This is a genomic window from Aeromonas sp. ZOR0001 (assembly GCF_000801015.1).
In the GTDB taxonomy this organism is placed as follows: domain Bacteria; phylum Pseudomonadota; class Gammaproteobacteria; order Enterobacterales; family Aeromonadaceae; genus Aeromonas; species Aeromonas veronii.
Genome location: NZ_JRJY01000103.1, coordinates 82,565 through 103,379 on the forward strand (window position 1 = coordinate 82,565; position 20,815 = coordinate 103,379).

Below are 20,815 nucleotides of genomic sequence, written 5' to 3' on the forward strand. Positions count from 1 at the left end.
TGGGCGCGCATGGCACTGCCGGCGATGTCATAAATCTTGTTAAACGACATGGTTAACGGCCCTCGATCGCCTTGGCGATCCCGGTAATCTTCATATTGAGGAAAGTGAGACTGGTCTGAAAATCGGTGGCGTTGTTGGCAAATTTGCCCTGCTCAACCCCCAATTCGGCGGTATTGCCATCCATGGAGACCTGATAAGGAATGCGATAGAGGGGGTGACGCATATCGTCACGCATGGCGCCCTGACTGATGGCCTGACTCTCCTCGCCCGCAGCAACTTGCTGCACGACACGGCCCAGAATCGTCTTATAATCGACATCCCGAGCCAGGTAGCCCGGTGTATCCACGTTGGCCAGATTTCCCGCCAGAATACGCGCCCGCTCGGCCCTGACATCGAGGGCATAAGGGTGTACGCCGAGGGCGCTGTCAAATGAGATACTCATGCTTCATCCTTTATCGTTCACTCAGACCGGGGTTACCCCTTATCAAGACTCATGCCAACCATGAAGATACCTAGTTTCAAGCGGTTACCATGCACCATCCGCCGCAAGCAGATGAGAAATGAGGAAGTGCGACTTCCCGTGTGGAAATGGAGTGGCATCCTCTGGCTACTGCTGAGCGCATTCGCGCACGGTGCTCCGCAGGTGCAAAGCACAATGCTTGAACAGTTGCTTGAACAAGATGCCCGCCAGAGTCTTGATGACTACATCACCCAGCAGGGATGGCCTGCAACCTCAGGGGAGTTTCGGGTCTGGCTTGCCCCTTCCGCCGAACACCTTCCTCCCTGCCCCTCACACTCACTCTCGTTACAAGCAGGTGGCCAGTATCGGCAACCTTGGGGACGACGCCCCTATCTCATCGAATGCACAGATCCCGCTTGGCAAGTGCGCGGGCGGGTAGAGGTCTCGCTACTGTTGCCGATCTGGGTTGCTGCACGGGATATCGCAAAAGGCCAGGCCATCAGCGCCAGCGATCTGGTGGAGAAAGAGTTGGATGTCAGCCGCATACAGCGCGGGTTTATCCCGAGCAATCACTCCCTGCTTGGCCATAAAAGTAACCGGCATCTGAGAAGCGGACAGCTCATCGGTGAGCTGGACTTACAAAAAAGTTGGGCGGTCAAACAGGGAGAAGGGGTACTAATTCGTGCAGGGAAAGGTGAGTTCTCCGCCACAACCAGAGGGGAGGCCCTCGATAATGGCGCAATAGGCGACGGGATCAGAGTGAAAAATCTTAGCTCTGGCAAGCAGATACAGGCATGGGTGACTGATATAGGGGAAGTTGAAACCCGTTTTTGAACCAAGATCGCAATTTGATTCAAGTTCGACAAGCCTTGGGTCGCTTGTCATAGACAGACCATCAGGAATTTATGTTATGAAAATTACCCGTACTGACTCGCTCTATATTCAAAACCTGCCTGGCCGCAAACCAGATGTAACGACCAAGCCGGAAACCAGACCTGCACAGTCATCCGAAGCACGGATCAGCAGCACAGCACAGTCAGTAGCCAACGCCCGCAGCCAGCTGGCCACCACATCCGACGTCGACATGGACAAGGTCAACGAGATCCGCAAAGCCATCAGTGAAGGCAAGCTGGAGATCGATCTGGATGCGCTGGGTCAGGCCATTCTGGATATGCATCGCCGATGAGCGTGGATACCAAGGCCACCGTCAAGGCATTGATCCTCGGGATCCAGCAGGATTACGGCCACTATACCGAACTCACCGCCCTGTTGCTGCGCCAACATGCACTGCTGGCAAGCCATGATGTCGATGGCCTGCAAGTCCATAACGAGCAGCAGACAGCGCTGATGGCCAAAGTGACACAACAGGCAAAGTTACGCTGCCAGCAGCTGCAGACATTGGGCCTCAAACCCGATGAGAAGGGGATGGCCACCCTGATAGCCAAGCTGCCACTTCCCCTGCGCACCACGGTAACCAATCAATGGCAACAGCTTGAACAGCTGCTGCACCAGTGTCTGCGCCAGAATGATCTCAATGGCCGCCTACTGGCAGGCCAGATGGAGACGATTCATTCGCTGTTGGGACAAGAGTCAGGTTATCGCGACCCGGACAGCATTACGGATTAACCTTGCGCCTTACTCCCTTACTCTTGGCGGGTCAGGTGACGCAAACTCGCCAGCTCATCCAGCTGCAGTTGATCCCGCCTCTCCTGCTGCTGGCGAGCAACATCATCACGTCTTGCCAGCAATAGCTCCAGTCCCTTGACCCGCCCGAACTGCCGGACAAGTTCCACTTCGTGGCGCTCCAGATCCAGTCTGGCCAGCGCAGATTGCTGCACCTGATGGGAGAGCAAACGGCGCAACTGGCCATCCATCTGTTGCTTGTTTTGCCATAGCAAAGGGTGAAACTTGTCGGAACCGGGCCGCAGCGAGGAGATCACTTCCTGCAATTTGTGTGCTCGCTGCTCTTCCCGCAACGCCAGCTCCCGCAAGCGTCGACGCTCGGCGCCAAGATTTTCCAGCTCTTCCTGTTGCAACCCCAGATAAGACTTCAGCATAACGAATCCTTATCCCTGCCCCAGCACCTGCTTGAGACCAACCATCACCTGTTCAAAGGCCATCTCTTCATGCAGGCCTTGTTGCAGAAATGCCGCAATCCCCGGATAACGCTGAACCGCTTCATCCATCTGCGGATCGGCCCCGGGTTGATAACCGCCCAGTGGCAACAGCTCACGCACTTGCTGATAGCGTCCCCATAGCTGGCGCAAGGTGACCGCCAGCTTTTGCCATTCGGCAGGCACGACTTGTGGCATAACCCGACTGACCGAGGCACCGATATCGATGGCGGGATAGTGGCCCTCTTCCGCAAGACGGCGGGTCAGCACGATATGACCATCGAGAATGGCGCGCGCCGCATCGACCACCGGATCCTGTTGGTCATCCCCTTCCGCCAGCACTGTGTAGAACGCACTCAGACTGCCATCCGGATGCGTGCCGTTACCGGCTCGCTCCACCAGCTGGGTCAGCATGCTGAATACCGAGGGTGGATACCCTCTGGTGGCAGGAGGTTCACCGATGGCCAACGCGATTTCCCGCTGTGCCTGGGCATAGCGGGTCAGCGAATCCATCAGCAGCAGCACATCCTGCCCCTGCTCACGGAAATACTCGGCAATCCGGTGGCATAGCTGGGCCGCTCGCAACCGCATCAGGGGAGATTGATCTGCTGGCGCCGCGATGACCACAGCGCGAGCCAGACCTTCCGCCCCCAGACTGTGCTCGATGAATTCGCGCACCTCACGGCCCCGCTCACCAATCAGCCCCACCACGACGATCTGGGCAGCGGTATTGCGGGTCATCATGCCCAGCAACATACTCTTGCCGACCCCCGAGCCGGCGAACAGCCCCAAACGCTGGCCCTTGCCAACCGTCAGCAGGCCATTGATGGCGCGGATACCGACATCCAGCGGTTCACGTACCGGGGTTCGCAATAGCGGATTGGGGGGAAGAGCAAACAGGGGGACACTGTCACCAACATCGGGTAACGGCTGCCCGTCGAGGGGCTGCAGCAGTCCATCGAGTACCCGCCCCAGCAGATGACGACCAAGCCGAACAGTTTCTTCTCCATCGATCGGTTCGACCTGAGCCCCCGCGAAGAGGCCACTCATCGGCTGCAGCGGCATCAGGTAAGAGATATCCCGGTTAAAACCGACCACCTCGGCCAGCAAGGGGGCGCCACTTGCCGTGCTGACACGACAACGCTGCCCCATCACCAGTTGGCAGCCGACTACTTCCAGAGTCAAACCGGTCACTCGCACCAACCGGCCAAAGCGACGAAATGCGGGTAGCTCATCCAGATTGTCCAGCGCACTGGTCAGAGCCTGCTGCAAGGCTTCATGCATCTTGCGGCACGTCCAGCGAGCTGTTGAGCTGTTCGATACAGGTTGCCAGGCGGGAGCTGGTGCTTACCTCGACGACGGCTGCGCGCGTTTCGATACGGGCATCGCCTACCCCAAGTGCTGCATCAACTTGCAATGGCCACCCTTCGCAGCGAGTCACCCCCTGCTCGGCGAGTCGCTGTCGGTCTCCCTCATTGAGGTAGATCACCAGCTCTTCCGACTCACTCGGCAAGGTAGCCAACGCCTGCTCGACCTGATTCATCACCTGCTGCGGATTGAGGGTGAATTCGGCCATAATGACCCGCTTGGCCACCTGCGCCACCAGCTGGGCAATCAGCTCTTTCTGCTCGGCCATCCGGGCCCGGCTCAGTGACTCCCACTGCTCTTGCAGCTTGGCAAACGGCACCATTGCCTGTTCGAAGGCGGCTCGCCCCTCCGAAAGGCCCTGAGCAAACCCGCGGGTTTGCCCTTGTTGCAAACCGGTACTCTCGCCTTCCTGCAGGCCGCTGGTCAGCCCTTGCTGATAGCCGGCCTGATAACCTTCGTCATGACCTTGCTCCAGCCCCTGCTGATAGCCGAATTCAAACTGTTCTTGCTGACTCCGGGCCTCTTCCCCACTCTGACCGAGCGCAGGGAAACGATACAGACGGGTCGCCCCAGGCATCAATTTGCGCACATTGTGACTCATGAATGCCTCCTGTTAACTGACGGTGGGCTCTTCGAACAGCTGGAACTCGATCTCGCCCTGCTCCACCAACTCGCGGACCAGTTGCATGACCTCTTCCCTTGCCTGCTCGACCTTGCGCAAAGAGACACTGCCCTGGTTCTGGATCTGATCGTCCAGCGCCTGAGCCATCCGCTTCGGCATGGCACCCAACACCACTTTGCGGAAGCTGGTTTCGGTGTTCTTGAGAGCCAATGCCAGCAATTCGCTGGGCAGCTCCTGTACCAAACGTTGCAAGGTGTCGTCGCTCTGACGGCGCAACGCCATGAAATCGAACATGTTCTTCTCGATCTCCAGCGCCATGTCACCGTCGTGTTCGCGCAACAGGGAGAGCATCTGCTCCTTGTCCCCCTGATAACGGTTGAGGATATCGGCTACCTGCCGTACCCCGTTTACCTTGGCACCGGATTGATCTGCCACGTAGGTGAGACAGCGATCCAGTGTCAGCCTGAGCTCACCCAGCACATGTTCACTGACACTGCTGAGACTGGCGACGCGCACCAGCAAATCGTCATGCACCGAGCCGGGTAAGGCATCGAGCACGGCTGATGCGGTCTGGGGCGGCAGGAAGGCCAGCAGCACAGCCTGCATCTGGGGATGCTCGTTGCGGAAGAAACGGGCCAGCACATCGGCAGGCACCCACTGCAGGCGCTGGATATCCTGACTCATCACATCGCCGTACAGACTGTCGAGCAGACTACGGGAGAGTCGTTGCCCCAGAGCAAGATCGAGCGTCTGTTCCAGATACTCCCGTGAGGCACTGCCAATTCCACTCTGCTCACGGTAGTGATTGAAGAACTGCTGCAACGTCCACTTGGCTTCCATCGAGCTGACGCCAGAGAGAGAGGCCATCTTGGAGATCAAACGCTGCACTTCGTCACGGGAAAGCTTTTGCATTACCTTGGCAGCAGACTCGGTCCCCATGCTCAGCAACAAGATGGCGGCCTTCTCAAGGTTGTCGATATCGATATCAACGGCACTCTGATTCAAGTTAACGCTGTTCATTGCCACTCACCCATGCTCTGACAACCTCCGCCACCCGGGCGGTATCTTTTTCAACCAGCAACTGCAAATGCTTGAGCTGAACCTCCAGCTCGGATCCCGGTTCCGGCAACGACTCCATATCGAGTGACGAGAACTGGGGCTCCATCTTGTTGTCAGTACGGATCAGACTATTTGAAAGAGCAGACGTCAGCTGGGGATCATCGTCATCCCTGCGCATGGACAATCCGACTGTGGGCTCCGGCTCTTCTTCAGTCTCACCCATTTCCATATCCGGCTGCTGCTGGGTACGAACCAGATGTTTCACCAACGGACGAATACCGAAGAAGACCAGTGTCAGGCCAAGTAAACCACCGACCAGATAACGCAGGGAGTCTTGCCAATAAGGGGTTTCCCACCAGCTGGATTCGGGAGCGGCTACTGGTACCGCACCATTGAAATCGAAGGCCTGCAGACTAATCTGATCGCCACGCGTCTCATCGAAACCGACAGCACGCTCTACCATCTGACGGATCTGTTCCAGTTGCTCGGCACTCCAGCCACCTTTCGGAGCAATCTGCTGGTTAAGCAGAATGGATACGTTAATTCGTTCCAGACGTCCCTGCTGGTAACGGGTGTGCACTATGGTGCGACTGTTTTCGTACTGCTTGCTGACTTCCTGACGCTCGGTACGAGTGTCGTTCTGTTGTGTAGCTGTATTGGCATTTGCATTGCCTTTGTCAGCACCAGCCTTTTCATCTTTTGCCGCCGTTTCTGGCGGGCGGTTTGATAACGCCCCCGGGATCCCCATCGCCAGCGCATCGATGGTCTTGTCTGACTTGTTGGACTCGCGGGTCACTACCCCTTGCGGATCAAGCTGCTGCTGGGTCTCTTCGACAGCGTTGAAGTTAACGTCTGCCGCAATCTGCACCTTGAAATTGGTGCTGCCCAGCATGGGATAGAGCATGTCATTGGCACGCTGACGAATGTATTGTTCCAGCTTGCGGACATACTCCATCTGTTGAACGCTCTGCTTGCCAAAACCGACCTTGTCCCCCAGCTCTGCGCTGAGCAACTGGCCGGATTGATCAACCACGGTCACGGCACCTGGTTTCATTCCGGAGATACTGCCCGCCACCAGGTTGGCAATCGCCTCGACCTGACCCGCTTCGATGGATTGGCCCGGTTGCATATCGAGCATTACCGATGCGCTGGGTTTCTCCTCATCACGTCCCACGAATAGCGTGCGCTTCGGAATAGCAAGATGAACACGGGCACTGCGCACGGCATCGAGGGCAATGATGGTACGGGCCAGCTCCCCTTCCAGGGCATGACGATAACGCGCCCCTTCCATAAATTCGCTGGTACCCAGTCCGGTTACGTTGTCCAGCCCTTCCAGACCAGACGGCATGGCTGCACGCACCCCTCGTGCTGCAAGTGCCATCCGGACATGAGCCAGCTGGTTTTCAGGAACCAGTACCTGACCGGTGCTCTTTTCCAGACGGAAAGGCACCTGCTCTTTCTCCAGCATCTCCATGATGTTGGCGGTATCGTATAGCTCCTGTTTGCCATACAGGGGCACATAGTTTTTGCTGGAGGTCCACAGGATAACGACTATGGTGCCTGCCACAATGGCAGCCAGCAGAGCAATGGTCAGGATCGATTTGTTGTCACGGGAGAGGGTACGCCAGTTGCGTAATCCCTCTTGTAACCTGATTTTGAGCGAATCAGGGGCTGCCCCCTGAGGAGACGTTACCAGTTCAGTCATCTGTTACCTCAGAGCGGCATGCGCATAATGTCGTCAAAACCGGTCATCAGCTTGTTGCGAACCTGCATCAAGGCTGAAAAACTCAAGCCGGCTTTTTGACTCGCCACCATGGCGCCCACCAGATCGTCGCTCTGCCCGGCATCTACGGATGCCATTAATTTTGACGCGACATTCTGCTGTTCATTGACGCGCCCGACCACATCCCGCATGGCATCGGTAAATGATGCTCCCGACAGATCATTGGATTCGATAGAAGGGGTCTGGCTTGCGACACGCTGCATCTCCTGCATCTGCTGCAGTAGTGTCACCTGTGATGACATCATCTGAATCTTCACTCTTTATCCCTCTGCTTGAATCTGCTGTTCAATATCAATGCCTTGCTCACGCATCGCCGCAAGCTTGTAGCGCAGTGCCCGGGTTGTCATGCCCAATGCATCTGCTGTGCGGGTACGATGGCCACGAAAGCGGCGCAAGGTCTCTAATACAAATTGGAACTCGGCATGCCGCCGGGTTTCACTTAACCCCTCGGGAGCATGCCACGTGTCTGCTGCGACTGTTTCTTCGGGAAGAATACAATTTGGCAACATCAAATCGACGGACTGTATATGCAAACCACGCGCCATGATTAATGACCGTTGAATGACATTATCCAGCTCTCGTACATTTCCTGGCCATTCATATGACAGCAACAACTGACAGGCACGTTCACTCAGGCGATAGCCCTGTTGGGATGCATAACGCTCAATAAAGTAGTTGGCCAGCGGAATAATATCCTCAGGACGTTCACGCAATGCGGGCCAATTCATTGGCAATACATCAAGACGATAGAAAAGGTCTTCACGAAATAGCCCACATGCAACCAGTTTGCGCAGATCTTTATTGCTGGCGGCAATGATTCGAACATCAAGAGCAATCGTTTGATTACTGCCAAGTCGCTCAACTTCTTTTTCTTGCAGCACCCGTAATAATTTAGCCTGCAGGTTCAAAGGAAGCTCTGATATTTCATCCAGCAACAGGGTCCCCCCCTGAGCCAACTCAAATTTGCCGGGCTGGGCAGAAACAGCACCGGTAAATGCACCTTTATTGTGGCCAAAAAGAATTGACTCAAGCATTGCCTCAGGAATTGCTGCACAATTAATCGCCAGAAATGGTTTTTCCGCTCTGACAGACATTTCGTGAATATAACGGGCCAACCGTTCTTTACCTGTTCCTGACTCACCACCGATCAGAATGGTGGCAGAGGTTTTGGCTGCTCGTCGGGCCAGTTGCAAGACCTGCAGGCTCATGGGCGACACAGCGATAAGATTGGGGATCGCCTGACGAAGGCGTAGAGCACCACGGACAGCATCGAGCAATTGCTGGGGGCAGAAGGGTTTGACAATATAGTCAACAGCCCCGGCACACATAGCTTCCGCAGCAATGGTGGCCTGGTGCTCATTGACCATGATGACACAATCAAGTCCTTCGAATTCACGCAGAATACGCGGCCCAAGCTCGGTCATAGCATCCATATCGAGCAGGATCAAATTGACATTACCATCAGCAATAATGCCCTTTGATTGTTTAACAGAATTAACGCTTGATACCCTGATGCCTTCCTTGGATAGGATTTTTTCAACCTCATTTTCGGCAACTATTAGCGGCTGAATCAATAATATATGTGGCCCAGCCAAGCTATCGCCACACAACCCGATTGCTGTATTTATTGGTAATCCCGAAGACATAGACGTCTGACACCTGTGATTGTGGATAGAACAATCAATAGAGCTGAATTATCAGACACAAAGGAGAAATACAAATTCGCACTTAAAAAAGTGAAATTTGTACCTAGATGGTAACAGAATTGTATCCAAACTCACCTTGGTAACCCCGCTGTCATTAGCTTTCCTGCTGTTAGACCGGAGGCTTTGCGTCCTGACTTTTCAGTTCAGTTTGCCCTTACAATGTGATAACACGCCCCGCCTGATGGGCTAAGCGTGTGGCAACACAATTAATATTGTTTTTGTTATTTAACTTTCACACATTGCTGCGTCAATTTTCGCCACATCATATAGTATTCATACGGCAATTCAAGCTGGGGCGGAAAAAACACTTCCCTTCAGGATATTTATCCAACAGTAATTAACCAAGTGTACCAATTACCTCCACCCGTAACTCTTCGGGGATTTCGTTATATGAGAGAACTTTGAGACCCTTTGCAAATGATCGAGCATAACGAGCTATCAACGGCCTTAGCTGCGGCATGACGACCAGAACCGGTGCATGTCCCAACTGCTGCAACTGTTCCTTCACCAACGGCATATTTTGCTGCAATTGGGCCAGCAGTTGTGGATCAACAGGGAAGCTGTCCAGCTGGATTTTGCCCTGCTGTTGTGACTGATTCATTGCAGCCAGCAAGGTCTGCTCAAGGCGATCATCCAGCGTAAAGGTGGCCAACACATCGCGATTGCCAATAGCCTGCCGCACAATCTGGCGCTTCAAGGCACAGCGCACATCGGATGCCAGCAAGACAGGGTCTTTGGTCAGCTCGCTCGCATCCAGCAGCGTCGTGGCAACGGTTCGGATATCGGTAAGACTGACCTGATCCTTTAGCAATTGACGAAACACTCTCAATTGCTGCATCTGAGTCAGCGCCAGATTGAGCTCTTCAGCCAACCGGGGGGACTGACTGGCCAGGTATTGGCCCAGTTTGCCAACTTCATCGTGACCAAACAGTGCATCAAGCTGTTCACGCAACAGCTTGCTGGCGTGAGTGGCAATCACGGTGGCCGAATCCACCACCGAGTAACCAAGATTAAGTGCCTTGGCCTTTTGCTCAGGGGAGATCCAGACCGCACTCATGCCGTAGGCCGGGTCCTGAGTCAACTCGCCATCTAAAGCACCATAGGTCTCACCACTGCTGATGGCCATCAAGCGCTGACAATCCACATTCCCCATCGCTAACGCGACGCCGGACAGCTTGATCCGGTACTGATCAGGCTGCAGTTGCAGATTGTCGCGCACCCGGATCTCGGGGAGCAGAAAACCATATTGTTCGGATAGGGTTTTGCGTATCCCACGCACTCGGGCAAGCAGTTCAGCCCCTTTATCCGTTTCAGCCAAAGGCACCAGACGATAACCAAGCTCGATGGCGACCGTATCGACTGGTGGCAAATCCTGCCACTCCAGTGCCTGCTGCTCAGGCTGAATCATTTGACGAGTCAGCTCTTGCGCTGCATCCAGATCCGGCACATTGACGGCTCGTTTGCTGACACTCCAGCCAGTCCAGGCCAGTACAGCTGCGAAACTGAGGAATGCGAGCATCGGCATCCCGGGCACCAGACCCAGGATCAGCATGATGGTTGCAGAGGTATAAATAACGCGAGGCGATGCCAGGATCTGCTGACCTACCTGATCAGCCATCTCACCCTCATCGCTGACCCGAGTCACGATAATAGCCGCAGCAGTCGACATCAGCAGGGACGGGATCTGGGCAACCAGACCATCACCAATGGTCAGCAGTGCATAGCGCTGGAAGGCCTCCGCGACGGGCAAGGCATGCTGGAAGATACCGATGGCCAACCCACCCACCAGGTTGATGATCAGCACCAACATGCCAGCTATCGCGTCACCACGAACGAACTTGGAAGCACCATCCATTGCACCATAGAAGTCCGCCTCGCGCGCGATCTCCTCACGGCGAGCCCTGGCCTGATGCTGATCCATGGTGCCGGCATTCAAGTCGGCATCGATGGCCATCTGCTTGCCGGGCATAGCATCCAGAGTGAAGCGAGCAGATACTTCCGAAATCCGCTCGCCACCCTTGGTGATCACCACAAAGTTGATGATCATCAGGATCACGAAGACCACGAGACCGACGACATAGTTGCCACCGATCACGACTTCACCGAATGCCTGGATGACCTTACCGGCTGCTTCATGCCCTTCGTGACCGTGCAGCAACACTACCCGGGTAGAGGCCACGTTCAGCGACAGCCGCATCAAGGTGGCAACCAGCAACACGGTTGGGAATACCGAGAAATCGAGTGGTCTGCGGGCCGAGACAGATACCAGCAACACCAGAACCGCCAACACGATGTTGAAGGTAAAGAGCGCATCCAGCAGCCAACCGGGCAGAGGCAGGATCATCATGGCCAGAATGGCCAATAACATCAGCGGAATTGCGGTATAGGATTGGGTGAATACACGCCAGTTCACAACTTACCTCTCAGGTTGACGTAACTCGGGCGGTACATATAACGGGGCAAGAGGGGTCGGTTTCCTCCCCTTGCCTGCCTCATACGCCCTTAACTGCAATACATGGTTCAATACATAGGCAACTGCCGTGTACAGCCCTGCGGGGACTTCCTGATCCACCTTGGTCGAGTGATAGATGGCTCGCGTCAACTCAGGCAAGCTCATCACCATCTTGTCATGCTGCTTGGCGACCTGACGGATCCGCTCAGCCATACTGTCGACCCCTTTGGCAATCACGAAAGGGGCATTGGCTCGCGTCGCATCATATTTTATGGCCACCGCATAATGGGTCGGGTTAACGATAATCACATCTGCCTGCGGTACCCGCTGCTCGATACGCGCACGAGCAAGCATTCCCTGTACCTGGCGGATTTTAGCTTTGATTTCGGGACGCCCTTCGCTGTTCTTGTGCTCATCCTTGACCTCTTGTTTGGTCATCCTGAGCTGCTTGTTAAGCGACCAGCGCTGATAGGGCACATCCAGCACGGCAATCAGCATCTGTACACTCCCCAGCAGAATAAATGCCTGGGAGAGGATTCGTAGCGCCTGTTCGAGGGCCGCCTGAGGGGGCATCCGGTTCATCATCAACAAGGAAGGCCATTGATGATTTAACATCAACGCCAGCGTGCCGCCGATCAGCGTCACCTTGAGCAGTGACTTCAGCAACTCCATCAGGCTGTTCTTGGAGAACATGCGCCCCAGCCCCTTCAAAGGGTTCATCTTCTCGCCACTGGGTAGCAGCTTTTTCCAGGTCAGCGCCATACCGCTCGGCACTATGCTGAGCAACACCAGCATCAGGGCCAGAAAGCCAAACAGGGGCAGCAGCACCCACAGCATGTTTATGAGCGCTTCCCCCAGCCAATGGATCATCATCTGCGGGTCACGGGCACCTTGCCAGTCAAAACGCTGCGGACGCTTCATCAACTCGGCAAAGAACTGGCCAAACCCCGGCACCATCCACTGCATCACCAACCCGCCAAGCAGCAGCAAACCGGCAGAACTGAGCTCTTTTGAGCGGGCGATCTGTCCCTCATCTCTCGCTTTCTGGCGTTTCTGGCTGGAGGCCTCTTCGGTTTTGTCCTGTGCGCTGTTCTGACTCATGCCGGGGTCAAGCCTCGCAGCTGTTCAAGCACATGGGTAACCAAATCCAGATAACGGAAGGGCACACCACTGATGGAGAGCGCCATGGTGAGCAACCCGAGCAACAGGGTCATGGGAAAACCGAGAGAGAAGATATTGAGCGAAGGGGCGGTCCGGTTCATCACCCCAAAGGTCAGGTTAACCATCAACATGGCGACAACGGCTGGCAACGTCAGCAACAGGGCGGCACCGATAGACCAGCCAAACAACCCGATCACACCTTTCATATCGATCAGATCCAGAGATGAACCCGGCGGCCAGCTACGCAGGCTCTGCACCAGAATATCCAGTACCACCAGGTGGCCATTCAGCCCCAGAAAGAGCAATGCGCAAAACACCATCATGACCTGACTGATGATGGGGGCTGAATCCCCGTTGACCGGATCATTCATCACCGCCATCGCGAGCCCCATCTGCATGGAGAGGATCTGCCCCGCAGTGGTCATCACCATATAGAGCAGCTGGACACACAGACCAAACAACAAACCAAACAGCAGCTGCTCGACCGCCAGGACCAGCGCACCGGCACTGAAAGGATCGACAACCGGCATATCCTTCATCATGGGGGCCAGCAGCAGGCTGATAATAAACGCCAGCATCAGGCGAACTTGCGCAGGCACCCGGGTATCCCCAAAGACCGGCATCACCCAGAATGCCATACCGATCCGGATAAACGGCCACCACCACTGTCCCAACCATGCGGTCAGGTCAGCAGCACTGAGGGACAGCAGCGAATTCATCCGATAAACCCGGGGATTTTAAGAAAAAGATCCTGGAACAAGGTGGTTATCTGCGACAACAGCCAGTTACCCGTAAAGATAAGGGTCATCAGAGTCACGATAAAACGGGGAAGAAAACTGAGCGTCTGCTCCTGGATCTGGGTCGCCGCCTGAAAAATACTGACCACCAGTCCCACAATCAGGCCCGGTACAATCAGCACCGAGACCATGGTCACCACCAGATTGACCGCGCCACCAACCAGGGCAACGCTCTGCTCAGGGGTCATATCAGCCTCCCCCACCAAAGCTGGCAGCCAAAGTGCCAACGGTCATCGACCAGCCATCGACCAGCACAAACACCATCAGTTTGAAGGGTAACGAGATGATCAGCGGTGAGAGCATCATCATCCCCATCGCCATCAAGACGCTGGCGACCACCAAGTCAATCACCAGAAAGGGGATAAAAAGCATAAAGCCAATCTGAAATGCGGTATTCAACTCACTCAAGACAAACGCGGGCAACAGCACACCGAAAGGCACATCCTCTTTGGCGACCGTAGTTGGTTCGCCAGAGATGCGCAGCATCTGCTCCAGATCCGGTTCACGGGTCTGGGCCAGCATGAATTTGCGCAGGGGTTTTTCTGCCTTGGCGATCCCCTCTGACAGGGTTATTTCATTCTGGTCATAAGGGACAAATGCATTCTGATACATGTCCGTCCAGACCGGACGCATAATCACCACAGTCAGGATGAGGCTGATGCCGATCAGCACCCGGTTGGGAGGGCTCTGCTGCAGGCCAAGGGCCTGTCTCAATATGGCCAGCACGATGATGATCCGGGTAAAACTGGTCATCATCAGTAACAAGGTCGGAAGCAGACCCAGCAGGGTCATGAAGAAGAGGATCTGCAACTTGATGTTGTAGTCCTCGCCCCCTGAAGCGCCTGGCGATACCGAGAACAGGGTCATGTCCGCCCCCCAGCCGGGCAGCGAAAATAACAGCAGCGTCAGCAGCAGATAGCGCATCAGTCGTCCATGCCGCCCAGCAGGTTGGTATCGATGACATCAACCAGGCGCAGACCATATTTGCCATTCACGACGACGACTTCGCCCTTGGCAAGCAGACGGCCATTCACCCGCACATCCAGCGGTTCACCCGCCAGCTTGTCCAGCTCAATGACAGCCCCCTCCTCGACGCGCATCAAATCGCCGAGCGGCACTTCGGTACTGGCCACTTCCAGCGTCACCTTGACCGGAATCTGGCGAAAGAAGGAGAGGTCCCGCTGTTTGCTGCTACTGGTGGGGGCCAAGTAGTCTGCGGCGCTGGGCATGCTGATGTCGTCACCAAACAGTTGATCCAGTCCATCCAGATCCAGCGGATCATTCATATTGTGCTCACTCATGATTCAATTTACTCCTCTACAACCGTCGCAACCTGATAGACCAGGCTGCCTTTGTGTTCTGCGATTCGTCCACTGAAGCAGGGACGGCTGCCAATAAGTGCTGGCACAACTTCAGGCAAGTCCAGTGACAGCACATCACCCACCTTGAGACACTCGAGATCCGCCAGCGTCATGGACAATTGGCACATCACCACCCGCAGACGAACCGGGACATGAGTCAGAGCCTGTTCCAGCTGACCTGCTGGCAATGAATGACTGACCGGAGAAATGGACTCCTCGGGGGGAAGCAGCCACATCTGCCAGTGATGCGTGCAATTACCTGCCTGCAGGGTTGCCTGCGTGGTCCAGAGCTGACGGTGGGCGATGGAATCCCGTGGCACGACATGCAACTGCCACTTCAGATCCCCCAATCCCAGACAAGCACACCAGATATCAACCTGATACTGGCAAAGCCGCAATAGCAGCCGCTGTTCGGTATCGGTCAGCCCTTTGCCAGACTGAACATGCTCCTCTTTTTGCTGCAAGGTGCCGCCGAAAAAGAGGACCGCAAGACGATAGATGACCAGAGGTGCGATCGAGAAATAGACGGCGCGCTGTGGTTCAAGCGGACTTCTCGCCTCGACCCAAATATCAGCGCCATCAGTCTCTGCCGGACCGGAAAAGGCAAACTCACCATAATTCAGTTCGCACTCCGCACTGTTGAACAGCTGGGCCATACAACTCGCAGCTTGCAGGGAAAATGTGCTCAACTGGCCATTGACCTGCTTCAAGCGGGCGTGATTAAGCCGCTCGACACCCAACAGATCATAATGAGGCAGGGTTCTGCCCCGTTCTGCGCTAAGCAGCCGGGAAGGTGTGAGCATTGCGCTGCTTGATGACATTAATAATCCACCTTAACCATTTCATCTCGCCTTACTGCCACAGGGTCGCTCATCAGGCCAGCAGTGTGATAGATACAGACAGTCCAGCCGACGTATATCGACCAAAAAGGGTGAGAACTTTATTACAAATTCCAGAAAGCCGCCATGCGGTGCATCTCGGCGTGAATAATAAAAATCCCGGTGCCGTTAGGCACCGGGATTTTAGCGTGACGGTTCACGCGGAATGAGGTCGGAGTCGGCCTGTAAGCCGGGTTCTGTACCGGGTTGCCCCGGGTAGCAATCATTCCTCTAGGCCAGCAATCGCTCGCTGGCTCAAGCAACCTACCCGCCCCCAACGCGGGCCGCGCCAATAGGGGCCTATTTGGTCTTGCTTCGGGTGGAGTTTACCGTGCCACGAACTGTTGCCAGTCGCGCGGTGCGCTCTTACCGCACCCTTTCACCCTTACCTGATCCCTTGCGGGCCATCGGCGGTCTGCTCTCTGTTGCACTGGTCGTAGGCTCGCGCCCCCCAGGCGTTACCTGGCACCCTGCCCTGTGAAGCCCGGACTTTCCTCCCCTCCGCCCGTCTGTCCCGAGGGACACAACGACGAAGCAGCGATTGCCCAGCCAACTCCGAGGCGCGGATTATAGCCTTGCGAGGCGCACGGGGTAAACCGGCAATTCCCGTTTACAGCCATTTATCGCGCTTTGGCCCCCGTTTACAGGCTGACTGATTGTCGATACAGGAGATTGCGCAGGTCAAAAACAGTCTGAAGACCTATTAACCGACTCAATAGTGCTCGAGACCGTATTTATAGAGGGCATTCTTCTTCACACCGTGGATCTCGGCGGTCAGGGCGGCCGCTTTTTTCAGTGGCAGTTCGGTCACCAGCAGACCCAGAGTACGGATCGCCTCGGCTGGCAGATCCTCTTCTTCTTTGGAGGCGCCAGCCACGACCAGAACGATCTCGCCGCGGCAGCGGTTGTCATCCTCGCCAAGCCAGGTCAGCATTTCGGAGGCTGGCAGACCGTGGATCGACTCGAAGGTCTTGGTCAGCTCGCGGCACACCACCACCTGACGCTCACCGAGAATGCGAGCAATTGCTTCCACTGTATCCTGCACACGGCGCGGAGATTCGTAAAACACCAGCGAGCGGGTGTCTTCAATAACGGCTTGCAGGCGATCGTCACGTCCCTTGCTCTTGGCGGGCAGGAAGCCTTCAAAGGCAAATCGATCAGTAGGCAGACCGGCCGCGCTCAGGGCGGTAATGGCGGCACAGGGACCGGGCAGCGGCACCACCTTGACCCCGGCTTCACGACAGCGGGTGACCAAGTGATAACCGGGGTCGCTGATGAGCGGGGTGCCGGCATCGGAGACCAGCGCAACACTCTTGCCTTCTTTGATCCGGCCGATCAGCACATCGGCTTTCTGCTGCTCGTTGTGATCGTGCAGGGCGAAGGTCGGCACCGAGATTTGGTAGTGGCTGAGCAGGATACCGGTATGACGGGTATCTTCAGCAGCCACCAGATCGACACTGCGTAAAATGTCCAATGCACGCTGGGTGATGTCCGCCAGATTGCCGATCGGAGTGGGGACTATATACAGGGTTGGGATGTCACTCATGGGATCTCCGAGTGCCCCGACAATTGTGTCGCCATATTGGCCCGTTTACACTATGGGGAACTTCAACACTGGTCGGGGAATGAACTTGAACCGGGTTACAAAGCAGCTAAGTGTATCACGACTCTTCGGCATCATACTCGCGGCAGTACTGCTCGCCGCCTGTGCGTCGGAGCCCAATCAACCGTCAGGGCAGTCAGGCATGCCCTCTGCGTTCTCCAATCTGACCAAGAATGCCCAGTGGTATCTTGAGCAGGTGGATCCCGCCAAGCCGGCCGAGGCCTTTACCTGGCAGATGCTGGCGGCACGCAGCTATCTGGCGCTGGGCCAGGCCAAACCGGCCTCGGCACTGTTCCAGCAATTGCAGAAGCAGGCCAAGGATCCCGTTCAGAAGGCGCAGTTGCAACTGCTGCAAGCCCATCTGTTGCTGGCGCAAGGCCACGCCAATCAGGCGCTGATCCTGCTGGAAGGCAAACCCGAGGTGGTGCTGGATGCCGATACCCAGAAGGATTGGTATCGCCAGCGCGTAGTGCTGCAGCTCGACATCAACAACAAGTTTGGCGCAGCCAAGTCGTTGATTGCACTGGAGCCCTACCTCAATCAGAGCGAGCAGGCGACCAACCATCAGCAAATCTGGTCGTTGCTCAAAAGCATGACCCCCTCCACTCTGCAAGCGCTGGAAGAGGCTCCGGCCCCTGATGTGACCACCGGCTGGTTGCGACTGGCGGCACTGGTCAACGAGTTTGGCGCCCAGCCGAACCTGCTGGCCCGCCAACTGGCAGGCTGGAAGCGCGACTTCCCCAACCATCCAGCCCAGAAGGATATGCCGGCAGGATTGGGCGATCTGGCGGCCACTGCCAGCACCTCGGTGCAACAGATCGCTGTGCTGCTGCCCCTCTCCGGCAATCTGGAGCCGCAGGGCGCCGCCATCCGTAACGGTATGCTGATGTCTTATAAGGAAAATCAGGGGCAATTCACCCTGAACTTCTACGACACCCAGAGCAAGTCAACCGGCGACCTTTATAAGCAGGCGATTCAGGAAGGGGCTGACATGATCATCGGCCCGCTGCTGAAAGACAGGGTCGAGGAGCTGCTCAAGGCCAATCCGACCGTGCCGGTACTGGCACTCAACGAGCTGGACAAGCCGGTCGTCAACGACACCACCTACTACTTCTCCCTCTCTGCCGCCGCAGATGCCGCGCAGGCAGCCCAGTACCTTTACACCCAAGGCTACCGTAAACCGCTGCTGATCGCCGCCCAGGGGCGGATCGGTTACAGCAGTATCAAGGCGTTCGAGCAGAGCTGGGCTACCCTGAGCCAGGATAAGCCGGTCGTTGCCACCTTCGGTGCCCGCAACGAAGTGCAGGGGATGGTCAAGAATGCCCTGAGCGGCCGCTCTACCGCCCGAGCTGGTGAAGTGGTGCAACTCTCTGATGCCGCACCGCGCAGCATCGATGCCGTATATGTGGTGGCCAACAGCCTGGAAACCCGGATGATCAAGCCCTACGTGGATGTCTCGGTCAATCCGATGGGCAGCCTGCCCATCTACACCAGCTCCCGTGGCTACGACAGCGCCGCCACCGAGGTCGCCTCCGAGCTCAACGGCATGCATATCGCCGATATGCCGCTGCTGCTGGGCGGCTACGAGAAACAGCGCGAGCAGATCGCCCTGCTCTGGCCGCAGACCCAGGGTGACCTGTTGCGCCTGTTTGCCATGGGCTACGATGCCGTCAGTCTGGCAGAGAACCTGCAGCAGATGCGCAAGGTGGGTGGCATGCAGCAGGCCGGCATGAGCGGTCAGCTGAGCGTGGATGCCCAGGGTAATATCGTGCGGATGCTGAGCTGGGGTACTTACCAGAACGGCAAACTGGTCGACGAGAACGCCGTTCAGCAGCTGGAGGAGCCCTCCAATGAAGGAACTATGGAAACGGATGCGCCAGCAGTTGCCGAGCCTGTTCCCCTCACCAACGAGCAAGGGACAGTACTTTGAACAAGTCGCTGAACGCTGGTTGCAGGCCCGGGGCCTGCAACCGGTAGCTCGCAATTACCGCTGTCGTGGCGGTGAAATAGATCTCATCATGCACCAGGGCCAGACCCTGGTGTTTGTTGAGGTGCGCTACCGGGCCACCGGCAGCCATGGCGGGGCCGCCAGCTCGGTCACCCGCAGCAAACAGCACAAGATCATGCTGGCAGCGCGCCACTATTTGAAGCAACATGCCATCAACGAGGCCAATCAGGCCTGCCGATTCGATGTGATTGCGTTCGAGGGCGACCAGCCAGCCTGGATCCAGAACGCATTTTAAGAGGACCCTATGACTGACCGCATCAAAGAGAACTACACCGAAAGCATCCAGACCAAGATAGCCGCCGCCGAGGCGCTGCCGGATGCCATCCATACTGCAGCCCAGATGATCACCATCTGCCTGCTCAATGGCCACAAGGTGCTGGCATGCGGTAACGGTCCTTCTGCCGCACTCGCGCAACTGTTCATCTCCGAGCTGGTCAACTGCTACGAGACCCAGCGCCCCTCCCTGCCCGGCATGGCCCTGACCCCGGACATGGCGACCATCAGCGCCATCGCCACCGACCACGGTTTTGAAGAGGTCTACGCCAAGCAGATCCGCGCGCTGGGCCAGCCTGGCGACATTCTGGTGGTCATCACCACCTCCGGCCACAGCCGCAGCCTGATCAAGGCCGCCGAGGCTGCCCTCTCCCGCGACATGACCATAGTGGTGCTGAGCGGGGGTGACGGTGGCGAAATGGCCGGTCTGCTAGGCCCGAACGATGTGGAGATCCGTGTTCCCTCCGCCCGTCGCCCTCGCATTCTGGAAGTGAACCTGTTGACCCTGCACTGCCTGTGTGATCTCATCGACCAGACTCTTTTCCCGCAACAGGAAGATTGAAACCATGAAAAAGCACACTATCCTGCTCGGTCTGCTGGTTAGCACCCTGCTGCTGCAAGGCTGCGCAGCCCTGGTTGTTGGCGGCGCCGCAGGGACTGCCAAGGCATCTGGCGATCGCCGGACGCTGGGCGCGCAGTGGGATGACCAGACCATCGAGCTGAAAGCGGCCAATCTGCTGGCCGACAACAAACCACTCAGCGCAGCCAGCAAGATCAGCGTCTACAGCAACAATGGCCGCGTCCTGCTGGTCGGCCAGACACCTTCTGACGTTTACAAGATTGAGGCGGGCAAAATTGTCAGTCGCATCGAAGGGGTTCGCCACGTCTACAACGAATTGCGCATCGGCCAACCTGCCAGTTTCACCACTCGCAGCAATGACTCCTGGATCACCTCCAAGGTGAAAGCCGACATGTTCGGCACCAAGAACTTCGACAGCACCAAGGTCAAGGTGGTCACCGAGAACGGCGAGGTGTTCCTGATTGGTCTGGTGACTCGCCAAGAGGGAGAGCAGGCAGTCAACATCGCCCGCCATGTCACCGGCGTGAAGCGCGTGATCAAGGCCTTCGAGTTCGCCCAAAACTAAGCTCGGCCGCACATAAAAAAACGCA

Annotated in this window: 23 protein-coding genes, 1 other RNA gene and 1 riboswitch; of the genes, 7 read left to right on the forward strand and 17 right to left on the reverse strand. The window is 56.4% G+C overall.

Annotated features, from left to right (window positions below; all coding sequences use genetic code 11):
• Window positions 1-52 precede the first annotated feature (52 nt).
• Window positions 53-442, reverse strand: a complete 390-nt coding sequence (gene lfgB / locus L972_RS12955; RefSeq protein ID WP_047438696.1) for a lateral flagellar basal body rod protein LfgB — start codon at window positions 440-442, stop codon at window positions 53-55.
• Between the two features lie 60 nt (window positions 443-502).
• Between lfgB and flgA the strand changes: the two genes are divergently transcribed.
• The 3 genes from flgA (at window position 503) to L972_RS12970 (ending at window position 2,086) form a co-directional block, all read left to right on the forward strand.
• On the forward strand, window positions 503-1,294 hold the full coding sequence (flgA, locus tag L972_RS12960) for a flagellar basal body P-ring formation chaperone FlgA (RefSeq protein ID WP_047438698.1): 792 nt from the start codon (window positions 503-505) through the stop codon (window positions 1,292-1,294).
• A gap of 76 nt (window positions 1,295-1,370) precedes the next feature.
• A complete protein-coding gene (flgM, locus tag L972_RS12965) occupies window positions 1,371-1,646 on the forward strand; it encodes a flagellar biosynthesis anti-sigma factor FlgM (protein WP_047438700.1) in 276 nt (91 codons plus the stop codon).
• Window positions 1,643-2,086 carry a flagellar protein FlgN gene (locus L972_RS12970; RefSeq protein WP_047438702.1) on the forward strand — a complete coding sequence of 148 codons (444 nt, stop codon included), beginning with the start codon at window positions 1,643-1,645 and terminating at the stop codon, window positions 2,084-2,086. Before flgM ends, L972_RS12970 begins: the two co-directional genes overlap by 4 nt.
• A gap of 17 nt (window positions 2,087-2,103) precedes the next feature.
• Here the strand turns inward: L972_RS12970 and lfiJ are convergent, their stop codons facing one another.
• The 16 genes from lfiJ to rsmI form a co-directional block, all read right to left on the reverse strand.
• Window positions 2,104-2,517 carry a lateral flagellar protein LfiJ gene (gene lfiJ, locus L972_RS12975; protein WP_047438704.1) on the reverse strand — a complete coding sequence of 138 codons (414 nt, stop codon included), beginning with the start codon at window positions 2,515-2,517 and terminating at the stop codon, window positions 2,104-2,106.
• A gap of 9 nt (window positions 2,518-2,526) precedes the next feature.
• Window positions 2,527-3,858, reverse strand: coding sequence for a lateral flagellar FliI-like assembly ATPase LfiI (gene lfiI / locus L972_RS12980; RefSeq protein ID WP_005336228.1), 1,332 nt, complete (start codon window positions 3,856-3,858; stop codon window positions 2,527-2,529).
• Window positions 3,851-4,543 (reverse strand): lateral flagellar assembly protein FliH, encoded by a 693-nt coding sequence (gene lfiH, locus L972_RS12985; RefSeq protein ID WP_005336232.1) that lies wholly within the window; start codon window positions 4,541-4,543, stop codon window positions 3,851-3,853. The genes lfiI and lfiH overlap by 8 nt, the downstream gene beginning before the upstream one ends.
• Window positions 4,544-4,555: 12 nt before the next feature.
• The gene (gene fliGL, locus L972_RS12990; protein ID WP_005336238.1) at window positions 4,556-5,584 is read right to left on the reverse strand and encodes a lateral flagellar motor switch protein FliGL; all 1,029 of its coding nucleotides are present in this window, start codon (window positions 5,582-5,584) and stop codon (window positions 4,556-4,558) included.
• Window positions 5,571-7,319 carry a lateral flagellar M-ring protein FliFL gene (fliFL, locus tag L972_RS12995; RefSeq protein ID WP_193556538.1) on the reverse strand — a complete coding sequence of 583 codons (1,749 nt, stop codon included), beginning with the start codon at window positions 7,317-7,319 and terminating at the stop codon, window positions 5,571-5,573. The genes fliGL and fliFL overlap by 14 nt, the downstream gene beginning before the upstream one ends.
• 17 nt (window positions 7,320-7,336) lie before the next feature.
• Entirely contained in the window at window positions 7,337-7,663 is a 327-nt protein-coding gene (lfiE, locus tag L972_RS13000) for a lateral flagellar hook-basal body complex protein LfiE (protein WP_005336241.1), read from the reverse strand.
• A 3-nt stretch (window positions 7,664-7,666) separates the two neighbouring features.
• Entirely contained in the window at window positions 7,667-9,052 is a 1,386-nt protein-coding gene (gene lafK / locus L972_RS13005) for a lateral flagellar response regulator transcription factor LafK (RefSeq protein ID WP_052200061.1), read from the reverse strand.
• A gap of 135 nt (window positions 9,053-9,187) precedes the next feature.
• Window positions 9,188-9,275, reverse strand: a riboswitch (cyclic di-GMP riboswitch).
• Window positions 9,276-9,449: 174 nt separating this feature from the next.
• A complete protein-coding gene (gene lfhA, locus L972_RS13010; RefSeq protein WP_047438707.1) occupies window positions 9,450-11,525 on the reverse strand; it encodes a lateral flagellar biosynthesis protein LfhA in 2,076 nt (691 codons plus the stop codon).
• A gap of 3 nt (window positions 11,526-11,528) precedes the next feature.
• The gene (gene flhB, locus L972_RS13015) at window positions 11,529-12,665 is read right to left on the reverse strand and encodes a flagellar biosynthesis protein FlhB (protein WP_047438708.1); all 1,137 of its coding nucleotides are present in this window, start codon (window positions 12,663-12,665) and stop codon (window positions 11,529-11,531) included.
• Entirely contained in the window at window positions 12,662-13,444 is a 783-nt protein-coding gene (gene lfiR / locus L972_RS13020) for a lateral flagellar biosynthetic protein LfiR (RefSeq protein ID WP_047438710.1), read from the reverse strand. Before lfiR ends, flhB begins: the two co-directional genes overlap by 4 nt.
• Entirely contained in the window at window positions 13,441-13,710 is a 270-nt protein-coding gene (fliQ, locus tag L972_RS13025) for a flagellar biosynthesis protein FliQ (protein WP_005336246.1), read from the reverse strand. Before fliQ ends, lfiR begins: the two co-directional genes overlap by 4 nt.
• 1 nt (window position 13,711) lies before the next feature.
• Window positions 13,712-14,446 carry a flagellar type III secretion system pore protein FliP gene (fliP, locus tag L972_RS13030; RefSeq protein ID WP_005336248.1) on the reverse strand — a complete coding sequence of 245 codons (735 nt, stop codon included), beginning with the start codon at window positions 14,444-14,446 and terminating at the stop codon, window positions 13,712-13,714.
• Entirely contained in the window at window positions 14,446-14,823 is a 378-nt protein-coding gene (lfiN, locus tag L972_RS13035; RefSeq protein WP_019444828.1) for a lateral flagellar motor switch protein LfiN, read from the reverse strand. Before lfiN ends, fliP begins: the two co-directional genes overlap by 1 nt.
• An 8-nt stretch (window positions 14,824-14,831) precedes the next feature.
• Window positions 14,832-15,704, reverse strand: coding sequence for a lateral flagellar motor switch protein LfiM (lfiM, locus tag L972_RS13040; RefSeq protein ID WP_168797132.1), 873 nt, complete (start codon window positions 15,702-15,704; stop codon window positions 14,832-14,834).
• Window positions 15,705-15,931: 227 nt separating this feature from the next.
• An RNA gene (gene rnpB / locus L972_RS20385) (RNase P RNA component class A) lies at window positions 15,932-16,318 on the reverse strand.
• A 155-nt stretch (window positions 16,319-16,473) separates the two neighbouring features.
• Window positions 16,474-17,307: a 16S rRNA (cytidine(1402)-2'-O)-methyltransferase gene (gene rsmI / locus L972_RS13045; RefSeq protein ID WP_047438714.1), complete on the reverse strand. Its 834-nt coding sequence runs from the start codon at window positions 17,305-17,307 to the stop codon at window positions 16,474-16,476.
• 199 nt (window positions 17,308-17,506) lie between these two features.
• Here rsmI and L972_RS13050 point away from each other — a divergent pair, with 199 nt between their 5' ends.
• From L972_RS13050 to dolP, 4 genes are read left to right on the forward strand one after another with little or no spacing between them, the layout of a single operon-like run.
• A complete protein-coding gene (locus tag L972_RS13050; RefSeq protein WP_047438716.1) occupies window positions 17,507-19,294 on the forward strand; it encodes a penicillin-binding protein activator in 1,788 nt (595 codons plus the stop codon).
• On the forward strand, window positions 19,236-19,607 hold the full coding sequence (locus tag L972_RS13055) for a YraN family protein (RefSeq protein ID WP_047438718.1): 372 nt from the start codon (window positions 19,236-19,238) through the stop codon (window positions 19,605-19,607). Before L972_RS13050 ends, L972_RS13055 begins: the two co-directional genes overlap by 59 nt.
• Before the next feature lie 9 nt (window positions 19,608-19,616).
• On the forward strand, window positions 19,617-20,207 hold the full coding sequence (locus L972_RS13060) for a D-sedoheptulose-7-phosphate isomerase (RefSeq protein ID WP_005336275.1): 591 nt from the start codon (window positions 19,617-19,619) through the stop codon (window positions 20,205-20,207).
• Window positions 20,208-20,211: 4 nt separating this feature from the next.
• Entirely contained in the window at window positions 20,212-20,790 is a 579-nt protein-coding gene (dolP, locus tag L972_RS13065; RefSeq protein WP_005336277.1) for a division/outer membrane stress-associated lipid-binding lipoprotein, read from the forward strand.
• Window positions 20,791-20,815: the final 25 nt, after the last annotated feature.